The 20654-nt window shown below is 60.0% G+C and carries 14 protein-coding genes; 5 read left to right on the top strand and 9 right to left on the bottom strand.

Annotation, left to right across the window (positions count from 1 at the left end; genetic code table 11):
- The first annotated feature begins 1 nt into the window (after position 1).
- The 4 genes from metK to aroA all read left to right on the top strand — a co-directional run bounded on the left by metK (position 2) and on the right by aroA (position 4463).
- The gene (gene metK / locus ACO07T_RS00555; RefSeq protein ID WP_422047809.1) at positions 2-1183 is read left to right on the top strand and encodes a methionine adenosyltransferase; all 1182 of its coding nucleotides are present in this window, start codon (positions 2-4) and stop codon (positions 1181-1183) included.
- A gap of 128 nt (positions 1184-1311) precedes the next feature.
- On the top strand, positions 1312-2208 hold the full coding sequence (locus ACO07T_RS00550; RefSeq protein ID WP_422047808.1) for a bile acid:sodium symporter family protein: 897 nt from the start codon (positions 1312-1314) through the stop codon (positions 2206-2208).
- A gap of 55 nt (positions 2209-2263) precedes the next feature.
- Complete coding sequence (gene trmB, locus ACO07T_RS00545; RefSeq protein WP_422047807.1) at positions 2264-2989, top strand: tRNA (guanosine(46)-N7)-methyltransferase TrmB; 726 nt, start codon at positions 2264-2266, stop codon at positions 2987-2989.
- A gap of 127 nt (positions 2990-3116) precedes the next feature.
- The gene (gene aroA / locus ACO07T_RS00540; RefSeq protein ID WP_422047806.1) at positions 3117-4463 is read left to right on the top strand and encodes a 3-phosphoshikimate 1-carboxyvinyltransferase; all 1347 of its coding nucleotides are present in this window, start codon (positions 3117-3119) and stop codon (positions 4461-4463) included.
- 113 nt (positions 4464-4576) lie between these two features.
- Here the strand turns inward: aroA and ACO07T_RS00535 are convergent, their stop codons facing one another.
- The 4 genes from ACO07T_RS00535 to ACO07T_RS00520 form a co-directional block, all read right to left on the bottom strand.
- Positions 4577-4975 (bottom strand): response regulator, encoded by a 399-nt coding sequence (locus ACO07T_RS00535; RefSeq protein WP_422047805.1) that lies wholly within the window; start codon positions 4973-4975, stop codon positions 4577-4579.
- A 1-nt stretch (position 4976) separates the two neighbouring features.
- Entirely contained in the window at positions 4977-7631 is a 2655-nt protein-coding gene (locus ACO07T_RS00530; protein ID WP_422047804.1) for an ATP-binding protein, read from the bottom strand.
- 216 nt (positions 7632-7847) lie between these two features.
- The gene (locus ACO07T_RS00525; protein ID WP_422047803.1) at positions 7848-10298 is read right to left on the bottom strand and encodes a PAS domain S-box protein; all 2451 of its coding nucleotides are present in this window, start codon (positions 10296-10298) and stop codon (positions 7848-7850) included.
- A 78-nt stretch (positions 10299-10376) separates the two neighbouring features.
- Complete coding sequence (locus ACO07T_RS00520) at positions 10377-10868, bottom strand: molybdopterin-dependent oxidoreductase (protein WP_422047802.1); 492 nt, start codon at positions 10866-10868, stop codon at positions 10377-10379.
- A 336-nt stretch (positions 10869-11204) separates the two neighbouring features.
- Between ACO07T_RS00520 and ACO07T_RS00515 the strand changes: the two genes are divergently transcribed.
- Positions 11205-11819 carry a response regulator transcription factor gene (locus ACO07T_RS00515; protein WP_422047801.1) on the top strand — a complete coding sequence of 205 codons (615 nt, stop codon included), beginning with the start codon at positions 11205-11207 and terminating at the stop codon, positions 11817-11819.
- Positions 11820-11854: 35 nt separating this feature from the next.
- Here the strand turns inward: ACO07T_RS00515 and ACO07T_RS00510 are convergent, their stop codons facing one another.
- The 5 genes from ACO07T_RS00510 to ACO07T_RS00490 all read right to left on the bottom strand — a co-directional run bounded on the left by ACO07T_RS00510 (position 11855) and on the right by ACO07T_RS00490 (position 20517).
- The gene (locus ACO07T_RS00510) at positions 11855-14467 is read right to left on the bottom strand and encodes a calcium-binding protein (RefSeq protein WP_422047800.1); all 2613 of its coding nucleotides are present in this window, start codon (positions 14465-14467) and stop codon (positions 11855-11857) included.
- Positions 14468-14503: 36 nt separating this feature from the next.
- Positions 14504-15898: a nucleotide sugar dehydrogenase gene (locus ACO07T_RS00505; RefSeq protein WP_422047799.1), complete on the bottom strand. Its 1395-nt coding sequence runs from the start codon at positions 15896-15898 to the stop codon at positions 14504-14506.
- Positions 15899-16166: 268 nt separating this feature from the next.
- Positions 16167-17750 carry a glycosyltransferase gene (locus ACO07T_RS00500; protein WP_422047798.1) on the bottom strand — a complete coding sequence of 528 codons (1584 nt, stop codon included), beginning with the start codon at positions 17748-17750 and terminating at the stop codon, positions 16167-16169.
- Positions 17743-19167, bottom strand: coding sequence for an HlyD family secretion protein (locus ACO07T_RS00495; protein WP_422047797.1), 1425 nt, complete (start codon positions 19165-19167; stop codon positions 17743-17745). The genes ACO07T_RS00500 and ACO07T_RS00495 overlap by 8 nt, the downstream gene beginning before the upstream one ends.
- 153 nt (positions 19168-19320) lie before the next feature.
- A complete protein-coding gene (locus ACO07T_RS00490) occupies positions 19321-20517 on the bottom strand; it encodes an ROK family transcriptional regulator (protein WP_422048583.1) in 1197 nt (398 codons plus the stop codon).
- Positions 20518-20654 lie beyond the last annotated feature (137 nt).

Raw genomic sequence — 20654 nt, 5'->3', positions numbered from 1 at the left:
CATGACACGACAGAACTACACGTTTACTTCCGAAAGTGTTTCGGAAGGGCACCCAGACAAGGTCTGTGACCGTATCTCGGACGCCGTACTTGATGCCTTTTTGGCGGAAGAACCGGAGGCCCGGGTGGCCGCAGAGACCTTTGCCACCACCAATCGCGTGGTGATCGGCGGGGAGGTGGGCCTGTCAGATCAGGACAAGCTGCACGACTATATGGGCAAGATCGACGAGATCGCGCGCGCCTGTATCAAAGACATCGGCTATGAGCAGGAGAAATTTCACCACGAGACGGTGGAAATCACCAACCTGCTGCATGAGCAATCTGCCCATATCGCGCAGGGCGTGGATGCGGCCGCGGACAAAGACGAAGGTGCCGGGGATCAGGGCATCATGTTTGGCTATGCCACCACGGAAACCGAGGCGCTGATGCCGGCCCCCATCCAGTATTCCCACGCGATCCTGCGCCGTCTGGCGGAAGTGCGGAAATCTGGTCAAGAGCCAACTTTGGGCCCGGATGCGAAGTCTCAGCTTTCTGTTGTCTATGAAGGCGGCAAGCCGGTGGGTGTGAGCTCCATCGTGCTCTCAACCCAGCATCTGGATGAAAACATGTCCAGCGCGGATGTGCGCGCCGTGGTCGAGCCTTACATTCGCGAAACCCTGCCTGAAGGCTGGATCACGGATGCCACCGCATGGCACGTGAACCCGACCGGCAAGTTTGTGATCGGTGGCCCGGATGGGGACGCAGGTCTGACAGGGCGCAAGATCATCGTGGACACCTATGGTGGCGCAGCCCCACACGGCGGCGGCGCATTCTCTGGCAAAGATCCAACAAAGGTGGACCGCTCGGCCGCCTATGCGGCGCGCTACCTCGCCAAAAACGTTGTGGCTGCGGGCATGGCGGAGCGCTGCACCATTCAGCTGTCTTATGCGATTGGTGTGTCTGAGCCGCTGTCGGTCTATGCTGACACCTTCGGCACCGGTGAAGTGGCCCCGGCAGAGATCGAAAAAGCGATCCGCAAGGTGATGAGCCTGACCCCGCGTGGCATTCGCGAGAAGCTGCAGCTCAACAAGCCGATCTATCAGCGCACCGCCGCCTATGGCCACTTTGGCCGCACACCGGATGCGGATGGTGGCTTCAGCTGGGAGCGCACAGATCTGGTGGACGATCTGAAAAAAGCGATCTGAGCACCGCTGTGATCTGAAATTTGAAAGGCCCGCCGGTGATTTCGGCGGGCTTTTTTGTTGCGCACAAGGTCAGGCAGGGACCTGTGCAGTAGCTCTGCTAAGGAGCGCATTGGTTTTGCCGCGTTTTTGTGCGAGTTTTGCAAAAAACGAGGGAGGACAAAGGGATGCTGTTGGAAGTGGCACTGCCGCTGGCGCTGGCCATTATCATGTTTTCGCTGGGCTTTGGTCTGACTTTTGCGGATTTTGGCAGGGTCTTCAGCCTGCCGCGCGCGGTTCTGACGGGCATCCTGATGCAGGTGGTGGCCCTGCCTGTGGTGGCCTTTGTGTTGGTCAGCCTCACCAGCCTGCCGCCCGGTCTGGCGCTGGGGGTGATGATCCTGTCGTTCTGCCCCGGCGGCGTGACCTCCAGTATTCTCACCAAGCTCGCGGGCGGGACGGTGGCCCTGTCGATCACGCTCACAGCGGTGGTTAGCTTGCTGTCCGTGCTGACGGTGCCTGCGCTGGTGGGCTGGTCCACCGGATATTTCCTTGGCAGTGCGGCACCTGAGCTCAATGTCACGGCGATTGGCATGAGCATGTTTGTCATCACGGCGGTACCGGTGATGATTGGTTTGCTGTTGCGCTTTGTCGCACCTGCTTTTGCCGACCGTCACGAGGGCAAAGTTTCTTTGGTGGCGCTGGTGCTGTTTGTGATCATGGTGGCGGCGGCGCTGGCGGACAATTGGGCGATGTTTGCCGCCAATGTGGGCACGCTCGCGCCGGTCCTGATCGGGCTGAATGCGGTGTTGTTGCTGTTGGGGGTGGTCGTGGCACGGGTGGTTGGCCTGTCCGGTGCGGACGGCCTCTGTATCTCGGTGGAGATGGCGGTGCAAAACGCGACACTTGGCATCACCGTGGCTGGTATGGTGGCCGCAGTGGTAGGCATCCCGGAATATGCGGTGCCCTCGGCGGTTTACGGCATCACGATGTTTGTGGTGACCATTCCCGGGGTGTTCCTGTTGCGCCTGATCTTCGGCAAAACTTGACCTTTGGCGCGGCTTTGGGCAAAGGCTGCGCGCAAAGATCGAGGATCAAGCTGCCATGTCTGACGACACCAAACCCACCAACCATCCCTCAGGCGCGCCCTGGCGCAACTTTTACGGCCGCTTCAAAGGCAAGGGGCTGCGCCCAAGCCAGGAGGCCTATCTGGATGAGGATCTGGCGGTGCTGTCACCGGGCAAGGTGAGCTGGGAAGAGAACCCGGAGCGCGACCATATCGATCTGAAGGCGCTGTTTGGCGACAAGGACGTCTGGCTTGAGGTCGGCTTTGGCGGCGGTGAGCATATGGTGCATCAGGCGGTGCAGAACCCGGATGTGGGCATCATCGGCTGTGAGCCTTACATCAACGGGGTGGCCATGCTGCTGGGCAAGATCCGGCAGGCGGGGGCAAACAACATCAAGGTGCATCCCGGTGATGCGCGTGACATGTTTGACGTGCTGCCCGACCAGAGCCTCAGCCGCGCCTTTCTGCTCTATCCTGATCCATGGCCCAAGAAGCGCCACCACCGCCGCCGTTTTGTGACGCCGGACCATCTGGAGCCGCTGTCACGCAAGCTCAAGCCCGGTGCGATTTTCCGTGTGGCCACCGACATTGAGGATTACGTGCGCCAGACACTGGAGCAGGTGCCGCGCCACGGCTTTGAATGGCTGGCCGAAAAGCCCGAAGATTGGCGGGAGCCTTGGGAAGATTGGATTTCCACGCGCTATGAGCAGAAGGCGTTTCGCGAAGGCCGCAAGCCGCATTATCTGACTTTCAGGAAGGTGTGAGGGGGCCAGCCCCCTCAGCCTGCGGCTTCACCCCCGGGATATTTTTTGAATGAGAAAGCCCCACGCATTTACGGGGGGGCTTTGTTGCGCTAACAGCTTTGGCAACTGAACAAAGGATGACGCGCATATGTCCGGCCATGGCACCCCGATCCCGATGACTTCTTCCCCCTGCGGCCCGCTTTCTGGTGAGGCGCATGTGCCGGGTGACAAATCCATCAGCCACCGCAGCCTGATCCTTGGCGCGATGGCGGTGGGGGAGACCAAAATCAGTGGTTTGCTTGAAGGCGAAGACGTGCTGGACACCGGCAAGGCGATGCAGGCTTTTGGCGCGGAGGTGATCAACCACGGCGAAGGCAGCTGGTCTGTGCATGGGGTTGGTGTGGGCGGTTTTGGCGAGCCGGACACGGTGATTGATTGTGGCAACTCCGGAACCGGTGTGCGCCTGATCATGGGGGCGATGGCCACCAGCGACATCACGGTGACGTTTACCGGCGACGCAAGCCTCAATGGCCGCCCCATGGCGCGGGTGACCGATCCGATTGCGCTGTTTGGCGCCACCTCTGTGGGCCGCTCCGGTGGGCGTTTGCCCATGACCATTGTGGGCGCGCATGATCCGGTGCCGGTGCGCTATGAGGTGCCGATGCCCTCGGCGCAGGTGAAATCTGCGGTGTTGCTCGCTGGCTTGAACGCGCCGGGGCAGACTGTGGTGATCGAGAAAGAAGCCACACGCGATCACACCGAGCGGATGCTGGCAGGCTTTGGCGCGGAGATCACGGTTGAGGAAACCGATGAGGGCCGCGTGATCACCCTGACGGGCCAACCTGAGTTGAAGCCGCAGACCATTGTGGTGCCCCGTGATCCAAGCTCGGCGGCCTTCCCGGTCTGTGCGGCGATCATCACGCCCGGCTCTGATGTGCTGGTGCCCAATATTGGTCTGAACCCGACCCGTGCGGGCCTGTTTTATGCGCTGCAATCCATGGGCGCGGATCTGACCTTTGAAAACGAGCGTGAAGAGGGCGGCGAGCCTGTGGCCGATCTGCGCGCGCGGTTCTCACCTGATTTGAAGGGCGCCGAGATTGACCCGCTGCGCGCCGCCAGCATGATTGATGAATATCCGGTGCTGTCTGTTGTTGCGGCCTTTGCCGAAGGCGACACGGTCATGAAAGGCGTGAAGGAGCTGCGGGTCAAAGAAAGCGACCGGATTGACGCCATGGCCAAAGGTCTGCGCGCCAATGGCGTTGAGGTGGAAGAAGGCGAAGACTGGTGGATCGTCAAAGGGCGTGGCCACGGCAATGTGCCGGGTGGGGCGACCTGTGAGAGCTTCCTGGATCACCGCATTGCCATGAGCTTTATGGTGATGGGCATGGCCACACAGAAGCCGGTGAGCGTGGATGACGGCAGCCCGATTGCCACCTCGTTCCCGATATTTGAGCCGCTGATGGCTGGGCTGGGTGCCGCAATCACGCGGAGCTGAGGCCCGCGCTCTGGCGCTCTACATTCGATAAGACACAAAAAACGGCTCGGGTTTCCCGGGCCGTTTTGCGTTTGGGATGTCTGCGTGAGGGCTGAAAGGCGAGGTGCCTCGCGTCAGCTTTCAGGCGCGTTCAGCATATTGTCGATCATGGTGAGATGATCGCTTTTGAGCGGCTTGTTGATATAGCCGCGGACAACCGGGAAAGATTTTGCGCGCTCCATATCCGCCTCTGAAATAGAGGTGGTGAGCATGATCACAGCGGCGCGGGCAAAATCATCGCCAAATTCTTGGCTGGCGGCTTCGAGGAATTCAAAGCCGTTCATGCGGGGCATATTGATGTCGAGCAGAATGGCGTCTGTTGTGATGCCATTTTTTGAGCGCAGGAATTCCAATGCGGATTCTGGTTCATAAAACTGTTCCAGCGAGCCGACGATCTGCGAGCGCTCCACAATTTTCTGATAGATTTTTTGTTCGACTTTGCTGTCGTCGATCATCATCAGATTATTGATCATCTTAGCTTTCCTTAATGCGCACCCGGAATTGGCTGCCCTCGCCAACGTCGGACGTCACCTCAATTTTGCCGCCATGGTTCATCGCTATGCGTTGACATATCGCAAGGCCGAGCCCAGAGCCAGCATAGTCTTCTTGCGCATTAAGTCGTGTAAAAGGCGTAAAGATGCGCCCCTGAAGCTCACTTCGCATGCCAATACCGTTGTCAGTGACCGCGAAAGCCACTTCGCCGCGCCGGGATCTCTCTGTGGTGACAGAGATTTTGGGGGGCCGGTCGGGTGCACGGAATTTGATCGCATTGCTGATCAGATTTTGCAGAAGCTGCCGCATTTGCGCCGGGTGGGCGTTGATCTTGGGCAGGGGGGCGCGCTCGATTTCTGCACCGCTTGCGATGATGTCGGCTTTGAGGTCATCCAGAATCTCGCTCAGAAGCACATCCATATCCACCTCAGAGCGCTTCATCTCGCTGCCGATCGCGTTGGTGTATTCCAGCACATCGTCGATGAGCTGTGCCATGCGCTGATTGGTGGCGGTCAGATCTTCAAACATCTCTGCATCATCTTCCGACATATGCGGCGCGAGGGCTTCGCCCAGTTCAGAGATGAGCAGAGAGGTGGTGTTGGTCGGGGCCTTCAGATCGTGGGAGGTGGCATAGGCAAAGGCGCGCAGCTCGGCGTTGGCGGCGCTCGCGAGGCTCACCTGCTGAAGCAGTTTGGCATTTAGGTTGCGGATTTCAGTCAGCTGGCGGCGGTCCTCTGTCACGTCGGCGTAGGTGAGCAGCGTCCCGTCAGCACCCAGCGGCAGTGTGGTGCGCACATAGGTCTTGCCGCCGGAGAATTTGAACTCATTGGCGCTGTGCAAGCGCAGCCCATTGCCGTCGAGCTGTCCGAGAAAGGCTTCTTTGGTCCTGCCGTTCATGGAAATCGTGCCATTGTCGATCAGGGTCTCGACCATTTTTTTGAAGTTATTCCCGCGTTTCATGAGCGCGTGACCGTCTGGGGTGCGGTCTTTGACAAATTGGTTGGCGAATTCGATGACACCTTGAGGCGAGACCAGAACCATGCCGAGGGGGATCTGATCCACCAGCGTGGAGGCGAATTTGCGGCGGGCCTGCGTGGTGCGTTTTTGGCGCCAGCGGGCCCAGGCGATAAACAGCAGCAGAAGGGAGACGGCGCCGATGATCAGCGCGTTTCTGACAAATGTGATGCGGCTGTCTGTCCAGAACACCGGTGTGCCGAAATATTCTTCGCGGATTTGGGTGTCCATGGAGGAGGCGAGATAGCCGGGGATCACCGCATTGAGGCGCTCGCGGGTCTGGCCGAGCCCAAAGCGCAGCGCGATGGCGCGGTCGACGCTGTGGATCGGGGTTTCGATTTCGCGGATCTGATCCTGCACGCCGAGACGGGCGGCGGCCACGGTGATGGCATGTCGGGGGTACAGGATCGCATCAACCTGTCCAACCAAGAGACCATTTAGCAAAGCGTCCGGTCCGTCAAAGATGCGCAGTTCCAGACCTTCATGGTTTTCCGCCAGTTGCCGGGCCACGCCAACGGCCTCGACACCGAGGCGTGAGCCCATCAGGGAATAGAGGTCGGAAATCTGGCGGCCTTCGCCAACCCGCGTGAAGACCGCAAAGGAGGCCCGGTCAATCGGCGCGGTGAAATCCATGCGCTGGCGGGCCTCTTCGTTGACCGCCGCCTGAGGCAGCAGATCATAGCGGTCTGGCGCGGGGCCGAGGGCGAGGCTTTCCTCGTCGATTTCCACAAACTCGATGGCGATCCCGGCGGATTTTGTGAGATGGCGGATGGTGTCGACGGAAAACCCGGAAAAGGTGCCATCCGGATTGATCATGGAGTAGGGCGGGGCGTGAAACACCCCCACTTTCAGCACGTCAGGCTCCAGAGGCGCAACGGAAACCCGATTGATGCCGCGCAGCTCCTCTAGGGTGCCATCTGCCTCCAATTCGGCGATCGCCTGATTGATAGCGGGCATGAGGTCTGCGAGCTCGCGGCGCAGGGTGATGACACGATCAAAACTCCGAAGCGGCGGGCCGACTGCGAGGATGCGGTGATCAAGGCGCAGCGCATGGGCGTCTGCAATGGTGACGTTGTCACTGGCAATCAGCGCGTCGACTGTGCCGCGCAGGAGTTCCATGATGGAATTGGTTGAGACCGGAATGGCTACGGGGACGTTGCGCGCAATAAAGGAGGTGCCTTCGGTGCCGACCGGGACGCCGGGCACAGCGATACGGACATCTGCCATTGTGGCGGGGTCGAGGGTTTCCGCGTCTTCCGTGCGGATAAATATCCGCATGTGGGTTTGGGCTATTGGATCTGAAAAGATATTGTTTTCCGCCAGCACCGGCAGGGCGGCAATGGCCGGCATCAGGTCGATGTTGCCAAGAACCTGTGCGCGGATCAGATCTTCGGCGCGGGAAAATTTCCGAAACGAGATGTGAAAGCCTGCGCGCTCCGCCACTTCCCGCATGATCTCGGCGCCGAAACCGCCAGCCCGGCCGTCCGGCTCCGCGCGAAACAGGGGGGCGATTTCCGTCCAGCCCACAACCAGCGGTTCTTCGGAGTGCTGCGCACTTGAACGTTCTGCCACGCCAAGCATCACCAGCAGCGCGAATACAAGGATCGCAAGGTACTTATTCATAGTCGCTCTCGTATTGCGCGAATGGTTGTGGAAGGTTTAACCGTTTGACCGCTTTGCAAGATATCTGGACAATTCATGGACGATACCAGCATCTGTCGCGATGATCTACCTTTGGGTGAGGTGCATACAACTTTCGGATAGTTGCGTATTTATCACGGTCTGGCGACGCTAAGGACAGATTTGAGCCGGACTGCCTGCAGGGATTGGGTGAAAGGGTCATGAGGCGGAGGAAGCTTGCGCGCTGAGCAGTGCATTGAGAGTGGCGATCAGAAGCGGTTTGTCCTCTTGCCAGTCCGCATCGGGGCAGTGTTGCAGAGTCTGCAGCGTGTCCCACATGTCGGTTTGTCCCAATACGGCGGCAGAGCCGGAGATCTTATGCGCGGCGTCGCGGTCTGCCTCGGTCAGGTGCGTCTTCTGCTCAAGGGTTGCAATGAGTTGCGTCAGATCTGCGTTCATTTCCGCAAGCGCGCTGGCAAAGCGTTCGGGGCCAAAGCGGGCGAGATATTCGTTTTCCGGCGCGGCAGGCGCGTCGGCGGGCTGACCGCTCAGCCGCATGTCAAAGACGCCTGCGAGGCATTGATGCACCGAGGCGCGGGAGACGGGTTTGACCAGCAGGTTGTGAAAACCGGCGGCAAGGATCTTTTTGTGATCCGCGGGTGCCGCGTGCGCGGTCACGGCGATTGCCGGGAGCGGCAGAGTGCCCTGAGCGTCCTCGCGAATTCTGCGCAGGGTCTCGATGCCGTCGATTTCCGGCATGCTGATGTCGAGCATCAAAACGTCAAAGTCCTGTGCTACAACCTCGGCGATGGCGTCAAACCCGTTGGAGACAGAGGTGACGGTGGCCCCAAGCTCTTCAAGGATTGCGGACAGGATGTTGCGGTTGATCTGGTTGTCGTCACAGACCAGAGCGTGAATGGCGCGCGGTAGGCTTGTAAGCGTTGACGGGGCGGAGGTGCTTTGTGGTGCGGTTTGCGCATCGGCAACGGGAAGCGGCAGGCGCAGGACAAAGAGGCTGCCTTCGCCCAAGAGGCTGTCCGCGTCGATGTCCCCGCCCATCTGGGTGATCAGCCGTTTTGTGATCGCCAACCCGAGCCCCGTGCCGGAGTTGGTGCGGGCAAAGGCGGTGTCGATGGTGACAAACTCTTCAAAAATCCGTTCGAGATTTTCAGGGGCGATGCCCACGCCGGTGTCGGCAACACGGATTTCGACGTCGCCACCTGAGAGACGCTCGACCTCAACGTTGACGACGCCGTTTTGGGTGAACTTATTGGCATTGCCGACCAGATTGACCAGGCAGCGCTGAAGCGCGCGCGGAGCGCCGCGCACATAGCCAAGGTCCTCGGACTGGAACGAGACCGAAAGCGTGTTGTTCTGCGCTTTTGCGCCCGGTTGAAGACTGTCCGTGACTTCGGTGATCAGGGCGCTCAGATCAAAGGTGGCGCTTTCGTCGAAATCCGCGTCTGAGGTCAGCTTGGAGAAATCGAGCACGTCGTTGACATGTGACAGAAGCAGATCGCCGGAGACGGCGATGGCGTTGAGGTGCTGTTTCTGACTGTCGCCAAGTGACGTCTGATCAATCAGGTCGAGCGAGCCGAGGATGCCATTGAGAGGGGTGCGCATCTCGTGGCTCATCACGGTGAGCAGGTTTGATTTGGCCTTTTCGCCAAGTTGGGCTTTTTCCAGCGCATCCTTGAGCGCTTCTTCGGCTTCAAGCTCGGCCGTAATGTCGCGCAGGTAGGAGACAAACACAGTTTCCCCCGCCGCCAGCGACAGGGAAATGGAGAGCTCGACCGGAAAGACCTCGCCGGATTTGCGCAGGCCCTGCAGGCGAACACGGCCCGCGTCGATGACCTTGCGCTCTCCTGTGCGCAGGAAACGGGCCATACCTTCGCGGTGGGCATCGCGCAGGTGTTGCGGCACGATCAGGTCAACCATGTCCTGCCCAAGAACCTCTTCGCGCTGATAGCCAAAGACCGACTGTGCAGCGCCGTTAAACTCGATGATGTGACCCTTGGCGTCCACAACCAAGACCGCATCAAGGGAAGAAGAAATGGCCGCCTCAAAGCGGGCGCGGGCGATGTCGCTGATCAGGGAAATGGATTTGCCCTGCCGATGCAATCCGATCAGCGTGGCCAGCGCCCCAAACAGCACGGTGATCAGAACAACGATGCCAATGGCAAGGCTGCGCAGGGTGTCAGAAAAGCTTTCCCGACGGGCCGCTTCTTGCGCCGTGAAGCTTGCGATGCCGGAGTGCGCCAGGCTACGCACCGCCGGGGCCAAGGCGGTGATGTCGCGATAGATGCCATCAAGTGCTGCGCGTAAGGCCGCGTTGTCCGCGTCGATGGCGGGGGTGGTCTTGTCCAGAAAGTCGGTGGCCATCTTCAACTGGCCGACAATTTCGGGCTCGTCCTTGAAGGACTGATACAGCGCGATTTGCCGCAGGGTGGTGATGCGGCTGTAGAAGATGTCATAGCGTTTGCGCAGGACATTCAGCTCCGCCTGCGGGTCGTTCAATGCGTCCAGCGTGACATTCTGCAACCGCAGGAGTTCGACCTCCAGCTGCGACATGCGCCAGCTAACATCATCGTGCTGCGCGGTGGACAGCACGCGCAGGTCGGTGGTCACAGAGCGGCCAAGCAAGCCGATGATAATCAGACTTGCGATCAAAAGCGCGCCAAGCGCTATGAGTGGCCACCGCCCCAGCATCAAAGAGTTTCGATCGCGTATCGTGCCTACCCCAGATGGTTAATTGGCAACCACTTCAATCTGACTGAGCTGCCATATGCTGCGAGAATAATATTCTTCAGACTTATACGCCGCGTTGCCTGCGAATGGGTAAACGATCCAAAGTGGCCCTTTGTCGCGCAGGGACATTTCTTCGCCGTTGCGCAGATAGGCCACGATGGGGCCGTTGGGCACCGCGTCAGTTGTCGGGATCGACACAGCATAGTCATTGGCAGCAATGGCAATCAATTTGCCGGTGCTTGCGCCGACATGTTCCAAAAGGCTGTGAAGGGGGACGCCCACAAAGGTTTGTTCGCCTTCGGTCCAGATGGTTTCGGTCTGAAAGCTTTCCCTGGGCAGGGTGCGCAGGTCTTCAGCGCTGAAGCTCCAGGCACCGCCATCGGAAGAGGTGGCAACATCGCCGTAGACCGCAAGGATGGTTTCGCTGGCTGCCGAGGTGGCAAGGCAGGCTGCAGCGGCGGCAGAGAACAAAACGGATTTCAACATATTCATGGGGCCGACTCCTGTGGATTTCTTACATCGCAGGACTGTTGTGCCACGGCTTGATTTTGGGCGGGGACGCGCATTGGGTTACGCGACTAACCTTTCGTATAGTCGCCCATACCTTTCGCCGCGCGGGCGCACCGGAAGTGTGCCTCGCCATGGCGCAATCTATGCGGGTTTACTCAAACCTATCGAATTTGCGTTGTTTTTGACCTTGGGTCTTAGGGGAAAGGTAAGATTACTATGCCATTTGAGTACTATAAGGATAAGGGAGCGCTCTCTGGTTCTGGCACCGCTTGCGAGTTAGGCTCGGGTCAGGCCAATCACATAGGGCGACCGGTTTCGATGCGAATTTTACTTGCTGATGATCATGGAATGGTTCGTGAAACCATTTCTGCCTACCTCACCTCTGAGGGGCGGGCGGCCGTTGTTGCGGTGTCTGACTACTTTGAAGCCATGAAGGCGCTGGAGCAGAAGGGGACTTTTGATCTCGTTTTGCTGGATTTCAGCATGCCCGGCATGAACGGGCTTCAGGGATTGACCGACGCTTTGGCCAAATATCCGGAACAGCCCATTGCGATTGTCAGTGGCACCGCCCACAACAAGGTGGCGCAAGAGGCGCTGGATGCGGGGGCGATCGGGTTTCTGCCCAAAACCATGGGTGCCAAATCCTTGGTGAACGCGGCGCGCTTCATGATCGCGGGAGAGAGCTTTGTGCCGCCCAGCGTGATGGCGGGGGGCGAAGCGGATGAGGAAACCGCTTTTGCCAAGCAGTTCAGCCAGCGTGAAAAAGAAGTGCTGACCGGGCTGTGCAAAGGGCAGTCCAACAAGGAAATCGCGCGGGATCTGGATCTTCAGGAGGTCACGATCAAGCTGCATGTGCGTACCCTTTGCAAAAAGCTGAATGCGAAGAACCGCACGCAGGCGGCGCTGATCGCCAAAGAGGCGGGCTTTGAGTAGGGGCTTGCGCCCCCAAGCCCACCTCTAAGAGCCTGTCAGAACAGGATGGTGTCATAGAGATCGCCGAGATCTGCGGCTGTGCCGTCCAGCACCAGCGTGGTGCTGTTTGACAGGGAGATCTGCAGATCATCGCCAGAGCTTGTGACATGCGTGGCAAACCATTGCAGATGTTCCGCGTCACTTGCGCCCAACTCCAGGCGGCGGAAGTCCAGACGGTCGCCTCCATCTGTGTCGAAGTCCAGAATGCGGTCGGTGCTGCCATCCAGATCATCGCTGCGGAAGATGAAACGGTCAGCGCCGCTGCCGCCGGAGGCGAGGTCTGCGCCAGCCCCGAGGTAGAGCCGGTCGCCGCCTGCGCCGCCGTCCAGAGTGTCATTGCCTGACGCGCCGCTGAGATAGTCGCGATCATCGCCACCGTTCAGGACGTCGTTGCCGCTGTCGCCGCGCAGGCTGTCGCGACCCACGCCGCCGGTGAGCACATCGTCGTTCACACCGCCGCGCAGATCGTCACTGCCTGCGCCGCCATCCAGCTGGTCGTCGCCGGAACCACCTCGGAGAGAGTCTGCGCCGTCCTCGCCGTTGAGCGAGTCGTCACCTGATCCACCCACAAGACTGTCATCGGCTGCGCCGCCTGAGAGTGCATCATGGCCGCTGCCGCCTTCGAGCGTGTCAGCGTCTGCGCCGCCGTTGAGGGTATCGTAGCCGGACCCGCCGCGCAGCAGATCAGCGCCTGCGCCACCTGAGAGCGCATCGTCGCCCGAGCCGCCGTCGAGGGTGTCCGCGCCGGTGCCGCCCTCCAGCGTGTCGTCTTGGCCGCCGCCTGACAACACATCGTCGCCAGTGCCGCCATAGAGGGCGTCTGAGCCGGATCCGCCATTCAAGACATCATTGTTTGCGCCGCCATCCAGCGTGTCGTGACCCGCGGAGCCTTCTAGTGTGTCGTCTCCGGCACCGCCAAGAAGCAGGTCGTCGTCCTCCGGCAGGAGGTTGCCGTACTGGTCATAGCGCAGCCCGCCGTCGTAGTCGGATATGATGCTGCTTTCATAGTTGGGACCAGCTCCGCCGTGCAGATAGTCGTTGCCGTCGTCACCGCGCAGCGCGTCTCCGGCGCTGCCGCCGAACAGGGCGTCGGTGCCGATGCCGCCGTTGATGGTGTCATGCCCCGCATTTCCCGAGAGATGGTCATCATAGGTCAACGCGCCTTCGGTGGTGGCGACAAGCTCCAGATCGCGCAGAAGCACGGAGGAGCTGAGATCCACCTCGGCAAAGGGGCTTTCTGCGGTTGGGTCTGCGGCACCATCGTTGGAATAAGACCGCGGTGCATTGGTGATTAGGTGCAAGGCCGCTTCGCCGGTGTCCGGATCAATGATGACCTGATAGATGCCGCCGGAGCTGCGGGTGCTGTTGTTCATATCGTGATCGCCGGAGTTGCCGCCCACATAGAGCGTGCCATCGGCATCCACGATCGCAGCACCAAAGGTGATCGCAGGCGCGCCAGAAAGGGTCTGTCCATCCACCACGGTTGATGTGACCGGAACGGTGGAGAATGTGGGCTCACCAGAAGAGATGTCGACGACCAGAAGGATGGTGTCTTGACCTTCCCCCGGTGGGCGGGCAACGCCGTAGAATTTCTGGCTGCCGGCATCGTAAGCCACATCATAGACACGATGCTGCACCAGAGAGCGGGGCAGGTGATGCACGGTGACCTCGGGATTGCCGTTTTCGTCAAACGTATCGACGTCGATCACCGCGATGCGGTCCATGCTGGATTCAAAAGACCAGAGATTGCCCTGATCATCAAAATCCCCAGTCCAGGAGCGGTAAGGCGTTTCACCGATCCGGTAGCTGTGGCCTTCAGCATCGAGCATGATCAGGTCAGAGCGCTCTACCGCATTGCCAAGGCTGTCGACACCGTTGCTGACCGCAATCGCATAGAGCAGATCGTCTTCGGCGTTGTAGCCCATGGAGTTCACATTGATCGTGCCTGCGGCGCCTGCGATCTCATAGCTTTGGGTTTCCACGTCAAAGACGTGCAGCGTGCCGTTGAGCACCTGATAGAGATTGGATTGGCCATCCGCAAAGGCCGCGACTGTCACAGTCTGCCCGCCGATCTCCATCTCTTTGTCGTAGTGAAACGCGGGGCCAGAGGTGTCGATGACCGGGCCTTGGCCCTCGCCCTGAACCGAGCGGATGGTGATTTCAGGCGCATTGCTTTGCGCGGTGAAGGTGGTCTCAAAGGTGGAGAAGGCCCCGCTTTCTGAAGAGAAGTCGCCGACCACCACGCCGTCCACCAGCACCTCGATTGAGGCGTTGGTCAGACCGGCGGAGAAGTTGGCCGCGAGATCAAAGCTCAGGCGGTAGACGCCGTTTTCAGCCAGAGAGAGGCTTTGGCTCATGGATTGGTGGCCGCCATCCAGGTCGGTGATGGTCCAGTTGCCGCTGTTGGCATAATCCTGAAAGCCGGAGGCGCCAGAGGTGCCAGACAGCAGGTTTTCCTGAGCGTGATCGCCGTGGATGATATCGTTTCCTGCAGAGCCGGTGAGCGTGTCATCCCCATCCAGCCCGACCATGAGGTCGCTGGCTTGTGTGCCATCAAAGGCGTCGGACAGAATTGTCCCGATGAGTGTGTTTTCTGTTGGATCAGGCATAGCCGTTCCTTTCCTGTTTCTCGGAGGCGTGCGGGCTTACCAGCCGATGCCGTTTACGGCGATGTTGCGGGGAGCGGTGTCAAAGAGGCGCACCACGTCGATCACCTCGATGTCCGGGTGGCGGGTGACGGCCTCCCTATAGGTGTCGCTGGCGTGGCAGACGATCACCGCATCCACCGAACGCATCAGGTGGTCGATGTCGTCACACAGCATGTCTTTGAGCTGTGCCGAGAGGGTCGCCAGACCCTGGCTGCCATGTTTGGTGTAGCTGGCGAGGCCTTCCAGCGGGGTGTCTTTGGTGACGGCGGCGTCATGGGCCAGCAGCTCCACGCCCTGGGATTGCAGGGTGGCCATCGCCTCAAGGATCGGGCTTTCGCGCAGATCGTCGGTGCCCGGCTTAAACGCAAGACCGAGGACGCCGACGCGCCGGGCACCTGTGGCCGAGGCCATTTCGACTGCGCGGTTTATCTGTTCGGCGTTGGAGCTTTCCAGATTGCCGATCATCGGCAGCGACACACCGTGCTTTTGTGCCACATATTGCACCGCGCGCACCTCTTTGGGCAGGCAGGAGCCGCCATAGGCAAAGCCGGGTTTGAGGTAGTAGGAGGACAGGTTGAGTTTCTGGTCCTGAGTGAAGATGTCCATCACGGCGTGGCTGTCGACACCCAGAGGTTTGCACAGACGACCGACCTCATTGGCAAAGCAGACCTTGGTGGCGTGCCAGACGTTGTCGACATATTTGATGGTTTCCGCCACTTCGATGGTGGTGAGGATCGGATTGTCATCCACGGGGGCATAGATCCGGCGCATGATTTCTGCGGTGGCAAAATCGGTGGTGCCGATCACGGTTTTGGGCGGGTGGTGGAAATCAGAGATTGCCACGCCTTCGCGCAGAAATTCCGGATTGAAGCAGATGCCGAAATCGCGGCCCGCAACTTTGCCGGAGACCTCCTCCAGAATAGGGGTCATCACAGACATGGTGGTGCCCGGCGGGATCGAGCAGCGCATGGCGAAGACGTGAAACCCCTCTTTGTCACGCAGCCCTTCGCCCATCGCGCGGGAGGCGGCCCGAATGTATGTGTCGTCACAGCCGCCATCGGCAGCGGTTGGCGTGCCAACGGATACAAAGGTCACATCCGTCTCGCGCACAGCGGCGGTGAGATCGTCGGTTGCAGAGATCAGCCCATCCTTGACGCCCTGCGTGAGGGTTTCGTTCAGATCTGCCTCATGGATCGGGCTTTTGCCGCGGCCGATTTGCGCCACTTTGCCAAGATCAAGATCGACGCCGATCACACGGTGGCCAAGTGCTGCGAGGCAGGCGGTGGACACTGCGCCGACATAGCCGAGGCCTACGATGCTGATGCTGGACTTCTCGCTTGGGATGGGGGTGACAAGTTCAGCTGGTTGGTTTGAAAAGTCGCGGAATTCCATAAATACGTCCTCCTGTTTGAATTGAGCTTAGGAGGAAGCCCGCGGTCGTTTTGCTGGCGATAGATCAGGTGGGGATGGCTTTGGGTCACGAGGCTATCCTTTTGATAAGATTGGAGATACCTCCAAAAACGACAAAGCCTGCATGAGGGGACATGCAGGTTTGCCGCGTGGGCTGCATCGGGGTCGGCGTTGCCACAACCCACGTTGTGTCCTTCACTTTAGAGCAGGGGCGGGCCAAGCGGATTTGCGCGAAAGGATAGAACGCCCCTCAAAACGGCAGCTCGATCAGCCCGACGTATATCATCAGCAATGTCAGGAAGCCTGTGACCGCTGTGACCAGCTGGAACTTGGCAAAACCGTTGCGCAGCTGCTCCAGAAGACCATCGCCATCGCCTGCGCTTTGATTGCCCCGGTTGGACCATTTCTGCTTGGAGAGATGGAAGATCATGTAAATCTTGACCGACGCGTTGATGACCTGATTGAGATAGAGAATGAACGGCCAGGTCATGTCGGCGCGGCGGCTGTAGCCAAACAGGAACATGCAGAGCACGACGCGGGAGAAGATCACCCAGATCAGGCAGTTCCAGATGTAGCCGGGGGCCACGATGCTGCCGAGCACGGCCATGAAAGGACTTACCATCATGGTCCACATGGCGATGCGCTGATCGACCACGCACCACCAGATGAAAAACGGCATCCGGCGCGGGCCAAGCGCGATGGCGCGGCTGCCATTGCGCAACATATTGCCGGACCAGCGGCGGAAGTTCTGCACCATGCGCAACAGGCCGTTTTCTTTGATGACTTCGATGGTGTAGACTGTGGCGTCCGGCACATAGGTCATCTTGGCGCCCACGCTCAGCAGCCGGTACCAGGTGGATTTGTCATCCCCTGACAGGAAGCGGAAGCGCCCCCAGAGCCAGTGATTGAGGTGGTCGGCCTCAATGGTGCGGATGAACTTGGGATCGACAATGTGGCGGGCGCGAAAGACGCTCATCCGGCCGGTGAGGGTGAGCACCCGATTGGACAGGGCGTGGCTCTGCATGGCGAGGCGGCGCTGGGCAAAGCGCATGTCGAGCCATTTGGCGATCCATGTGGGGCCGTAGCAGATCACCTCTTCGTCGGTGGTGAGCGCCTGAAGCTCCGGATCATAGGCAAACATCGACAGGGTTTTCTTGAGAACGTCCTGCCCGTAAAGCGCGTCGCCATCCATAAAGATGACCATATCGTCGGGGTCCGCACCGGCCCGTGAAATGGCGCGTAGGATCAGCCCAATGGCCATGCGCTTGCCCGGTTGGTTTTGCCGGATAAAGACCAGCTCAGCCAGATCATCGGGGATGTCCTGGGCATAGGTGTCTACGAATTGGCGGATGATGTTTTCATCATAGGCGCTGCCGGTGCCAATGTAGAGCGTGGTGGGAATGCGCTCGCGTTTGATCTGGCCAAGGATGGAGCCGATCACCCGTTTGGTGATCGAAGGTTCCTCATAATAGGTGGTCATCTGGATGTGCAGGCGCTTGGGGCGCCAGCCTTCCTGCCAAAGCGCGTCGGCGCGGGCGCGGATGTGGGGCCACTTCAGGCGGGCGTAGATCATGGCGCGCACCGAATGGGTAAACCACCAGCCAAAGCGCCACAGGCCCAAAGCGCCTAGGATCACGGTGATATGCAAAGCGTTGGGATCGACAAAGCGGTTGGGCACATTCACCAGCAGCCAGAGCAGCGCTGCGATCACCGCCATGAGCGCCAGCATGTTGGGCAATGTCCAGCGCGCCCAATAAGGTTTGATCGGAGTCTGCAGATCGCGCAGCTTGAGGGTCAGATCCTTGTCAAAGGCGAACTCGGACAACTCACTCATCGCGGCTCACCAGGGATTGAATGCGCGCAATCATGCGCTGGCCAACCGCGCGGCGGGTCTGGATATTGACCGGCGCGTCGCGGCGCAGCAGGGATTTGGTCTGAGCCGGAGTGATGTCTTGGGGGGTGACGGTGACGATGATGCCAAATTCGCCGGGGCGGCGGGGATCAGCGCCCGCCCGCACATCGGTGACAGTGCCTGCGATGGTGGTTTTCTGACCAAGGCTGTTGACGCCGATATGCGCCTCCATCCCGATGAAGATGGCCTCTGAATACCGCTCGGAGACCCAGCCCATGGCCACGCGCGGTGTGTCGGACTCAAAGACAACCGCGAGATCATCATGGCGGTAGGGCTGCCCCTTGCGCACCAGAACCTCGTGCACCACCCCATCTGAGGGCGCGCGCACGTGGCTCATGGAGATCGCCGATTTGTTGGCGTCGCGGGTGGCGCGCAGGCGGCGCACTTTGGCGTTGTGTTCAAATTCCAGCTCTATGAGTTTATCCAGCGCAAAGGCAAAAGGGTCAAAGGCTGTGGCAGCTTCGGGATCATGTGTTTGAATATCGAGCCAACGCTTCCAGAGGGCGTCAAAGCCGCGATCTCCGATGAACTGTGCATAGATCTGGGCTGCGAGCGCGCCCCGCACCTGCAGGGGCTGAGATTCATCTAGGGCCTCCAGCATGGCGCGGGCCTCAATGACGCGATCGAGCTCCTTCTCCGCAAGGCTCAGGCGGGCGCGGGTCTGGGACAGCTCTGCCTGTGCGGCCGGATTGCGCAGGCGCACCATGACCTCGCCTGCCTCAACCCGCTGTCCGGGGACCACGTGGATGGATTTCACAAAGCCTTCGCTGGCAGGCAGGTCTTCGGCGATGGGCGCGACGACGCGGCCGTGCTGGATGTTGATGCGGGTGAGGCCGTTGAAGAGAGCCGATCCAAGAACGGTGGCGATCAGGCCTGCCAGCAGCAGGTAGATCACCACATGTATCACCGCACGCACAGAGCCGGGCATCCTGGATTGCTGGTTGGTGGTTTTCTCTTCTTCGGTTTCTTCCATGGGCACGAGATCAACGGGCGTATCAAGGCTCATGATCACGTCTTCGCTGCTGGCCATACGACCGGACAGGATGGAGCGGTAAAACAGCGCCAGCGTTTCGCGCTGACGCCCGCTGAGGCCTTCAAAGGCCACTGTGCCGTCGGCATCCGGTGCGGTCAGACGCACGTCAAAGCGGACATCAACCCCCTGAAAAGGCACGCTGAGGGTGCCGGATTGCGGGGGCGATCCGGCGTCCTCGGGCCAGTCAAAGCCAGCCAGAGACCACGCCTCAATGCGGATTTGGTCGCCGTCTGGCGTGTCCAAAAACAGCGGGGCGTGCACCTTCCAGCTGAGCTGGGCGCTGGGGTTTTCATGGCGGATTTGCACGGGCACTCTCACAGGTTGAATGCCCAGAAGGTAGCTGGCCGGTAGCGCAAGCGCGCGCCGCGCTCAGGTATGGTTGGGGTGGCAAAAGGCAGGGCGACTATACACAGGTATAGGTCAGCGCACTTTGGGTGCGACAAAGCCGGGTGCTTCGGCTCAGCGGGACAGTCCGGCGTGGGTGTTGAGGAAGAACTGCGAGAAGATCGGGCCGCTGGCGGCGCCAATTTCGCGGGCGTCCTGACCCACCACAGCCTCTTCGATACGCGGCACGATCAGGCCGCGTGTGTCCTGATTGACCAGATAGCGCCGGACCCGCTCCACCAGCTCTTGGCGGACATCGGCGGGAAAAGCCCCGTCGATCAGAATGGCCTCAAAATCGACCACGGAGCAGACAGACAGTGCGGCCTTGGCCAGCTCCTGCGCGGTCTGGCCCAGCCACGGATCGACATAGCGGCTGAGCACTGACCAATCTTGTGGCTGGCTCCAGAGCATGTCGGGGTTGAGGCCGGCCTCAATCAGCCGCGTTTCCAGAAGGTGGATCGAGGCCACATCAATGAGCTGGCGGCTTTCGCCCATAGGGCCTGTGGCGCGCATGGAGCCAAGCGCGCCTGCGTTGCCCTGATTGCCCTCAAACACACTGTCATTCATGACGATGCCGCCGCCAACAAAGGAGCCAACGAAGAAATAGGCATAGTCGCGGAACTCTTTGCCACGGCCATAGAGATGTTCGGCGCGGCAGGCGGCAGTGGCGTCATTGCCAACAAAGATGGGCAGGTCGCTGAAGCGCGCCACCTCTTCGGCAAAATCGATGTCTTTCCAGAGCTTGAATTGCTCTGCGGCGGGGCCTGCCAGATCGCTCCAGCGCCAGAGCTCAAAAGGGGCGGCGACGCCGATGCCACAAATGCGCGCGACCTCCTCGGTGCTTAGGGCGGCGAGCAAAGTCTCAAGGCTGTCATGCAGGAAGGAGAAGACATCTGCGGGCAGAGGGTAGTCGTAGGTGGTGTGCTCTGAGGCACGTACATTGCCCGCAAAATCCAGAAGCAAGAGATCCGCAGTCCGGCGGCCGATCTTCAATCCCAACGCCAGGACCCCGTCGGGGTTGAGGTGCATGGGGATGGAGGGCTTGCCCACCTTGCCGCGCGTGGGTTCGCCGCGCTGAAGCAGGCCATCGCTTTCCAGTTTGCGCAGCATGGTGGAGATCGCCGGTGGCGTCAGCCCCATGCGCTTTGCGAGGTCGATGCCGGGCAGGGCGCCCTGCCGCTGCAGGATGGACATCAGAAGGCGTTCATTGTGGTTGCGGACGCGCCGTTGATTCACGCCGCCGCTGAGTGCTCTGATTTTTCCGCCATCCATATGGCTGACCATAAAAGGCTCCTCCCAGCTTTGGAAGATAGGGCGCTTCGATTATTTAATAAAGTTAATTTATTTATTGACAGCTCTCGGGGAATCGCCGTTACCTATGGGGGCATCCTGCGTCACGAATTAGAGGC

The organism is Shimia sp. (assembly GCF_965227725.1).
Taxonomy (GTDB): Bacteria; Pseudomonadota; Alphaproteobacteria; order Rhodobacterales; family Rhodobacteraceae; genus Shimia.
Note: the sequence above shows the minus strand (reverse complement) of the source record. Positions and strands in the feature narration are given on the sequence as shown.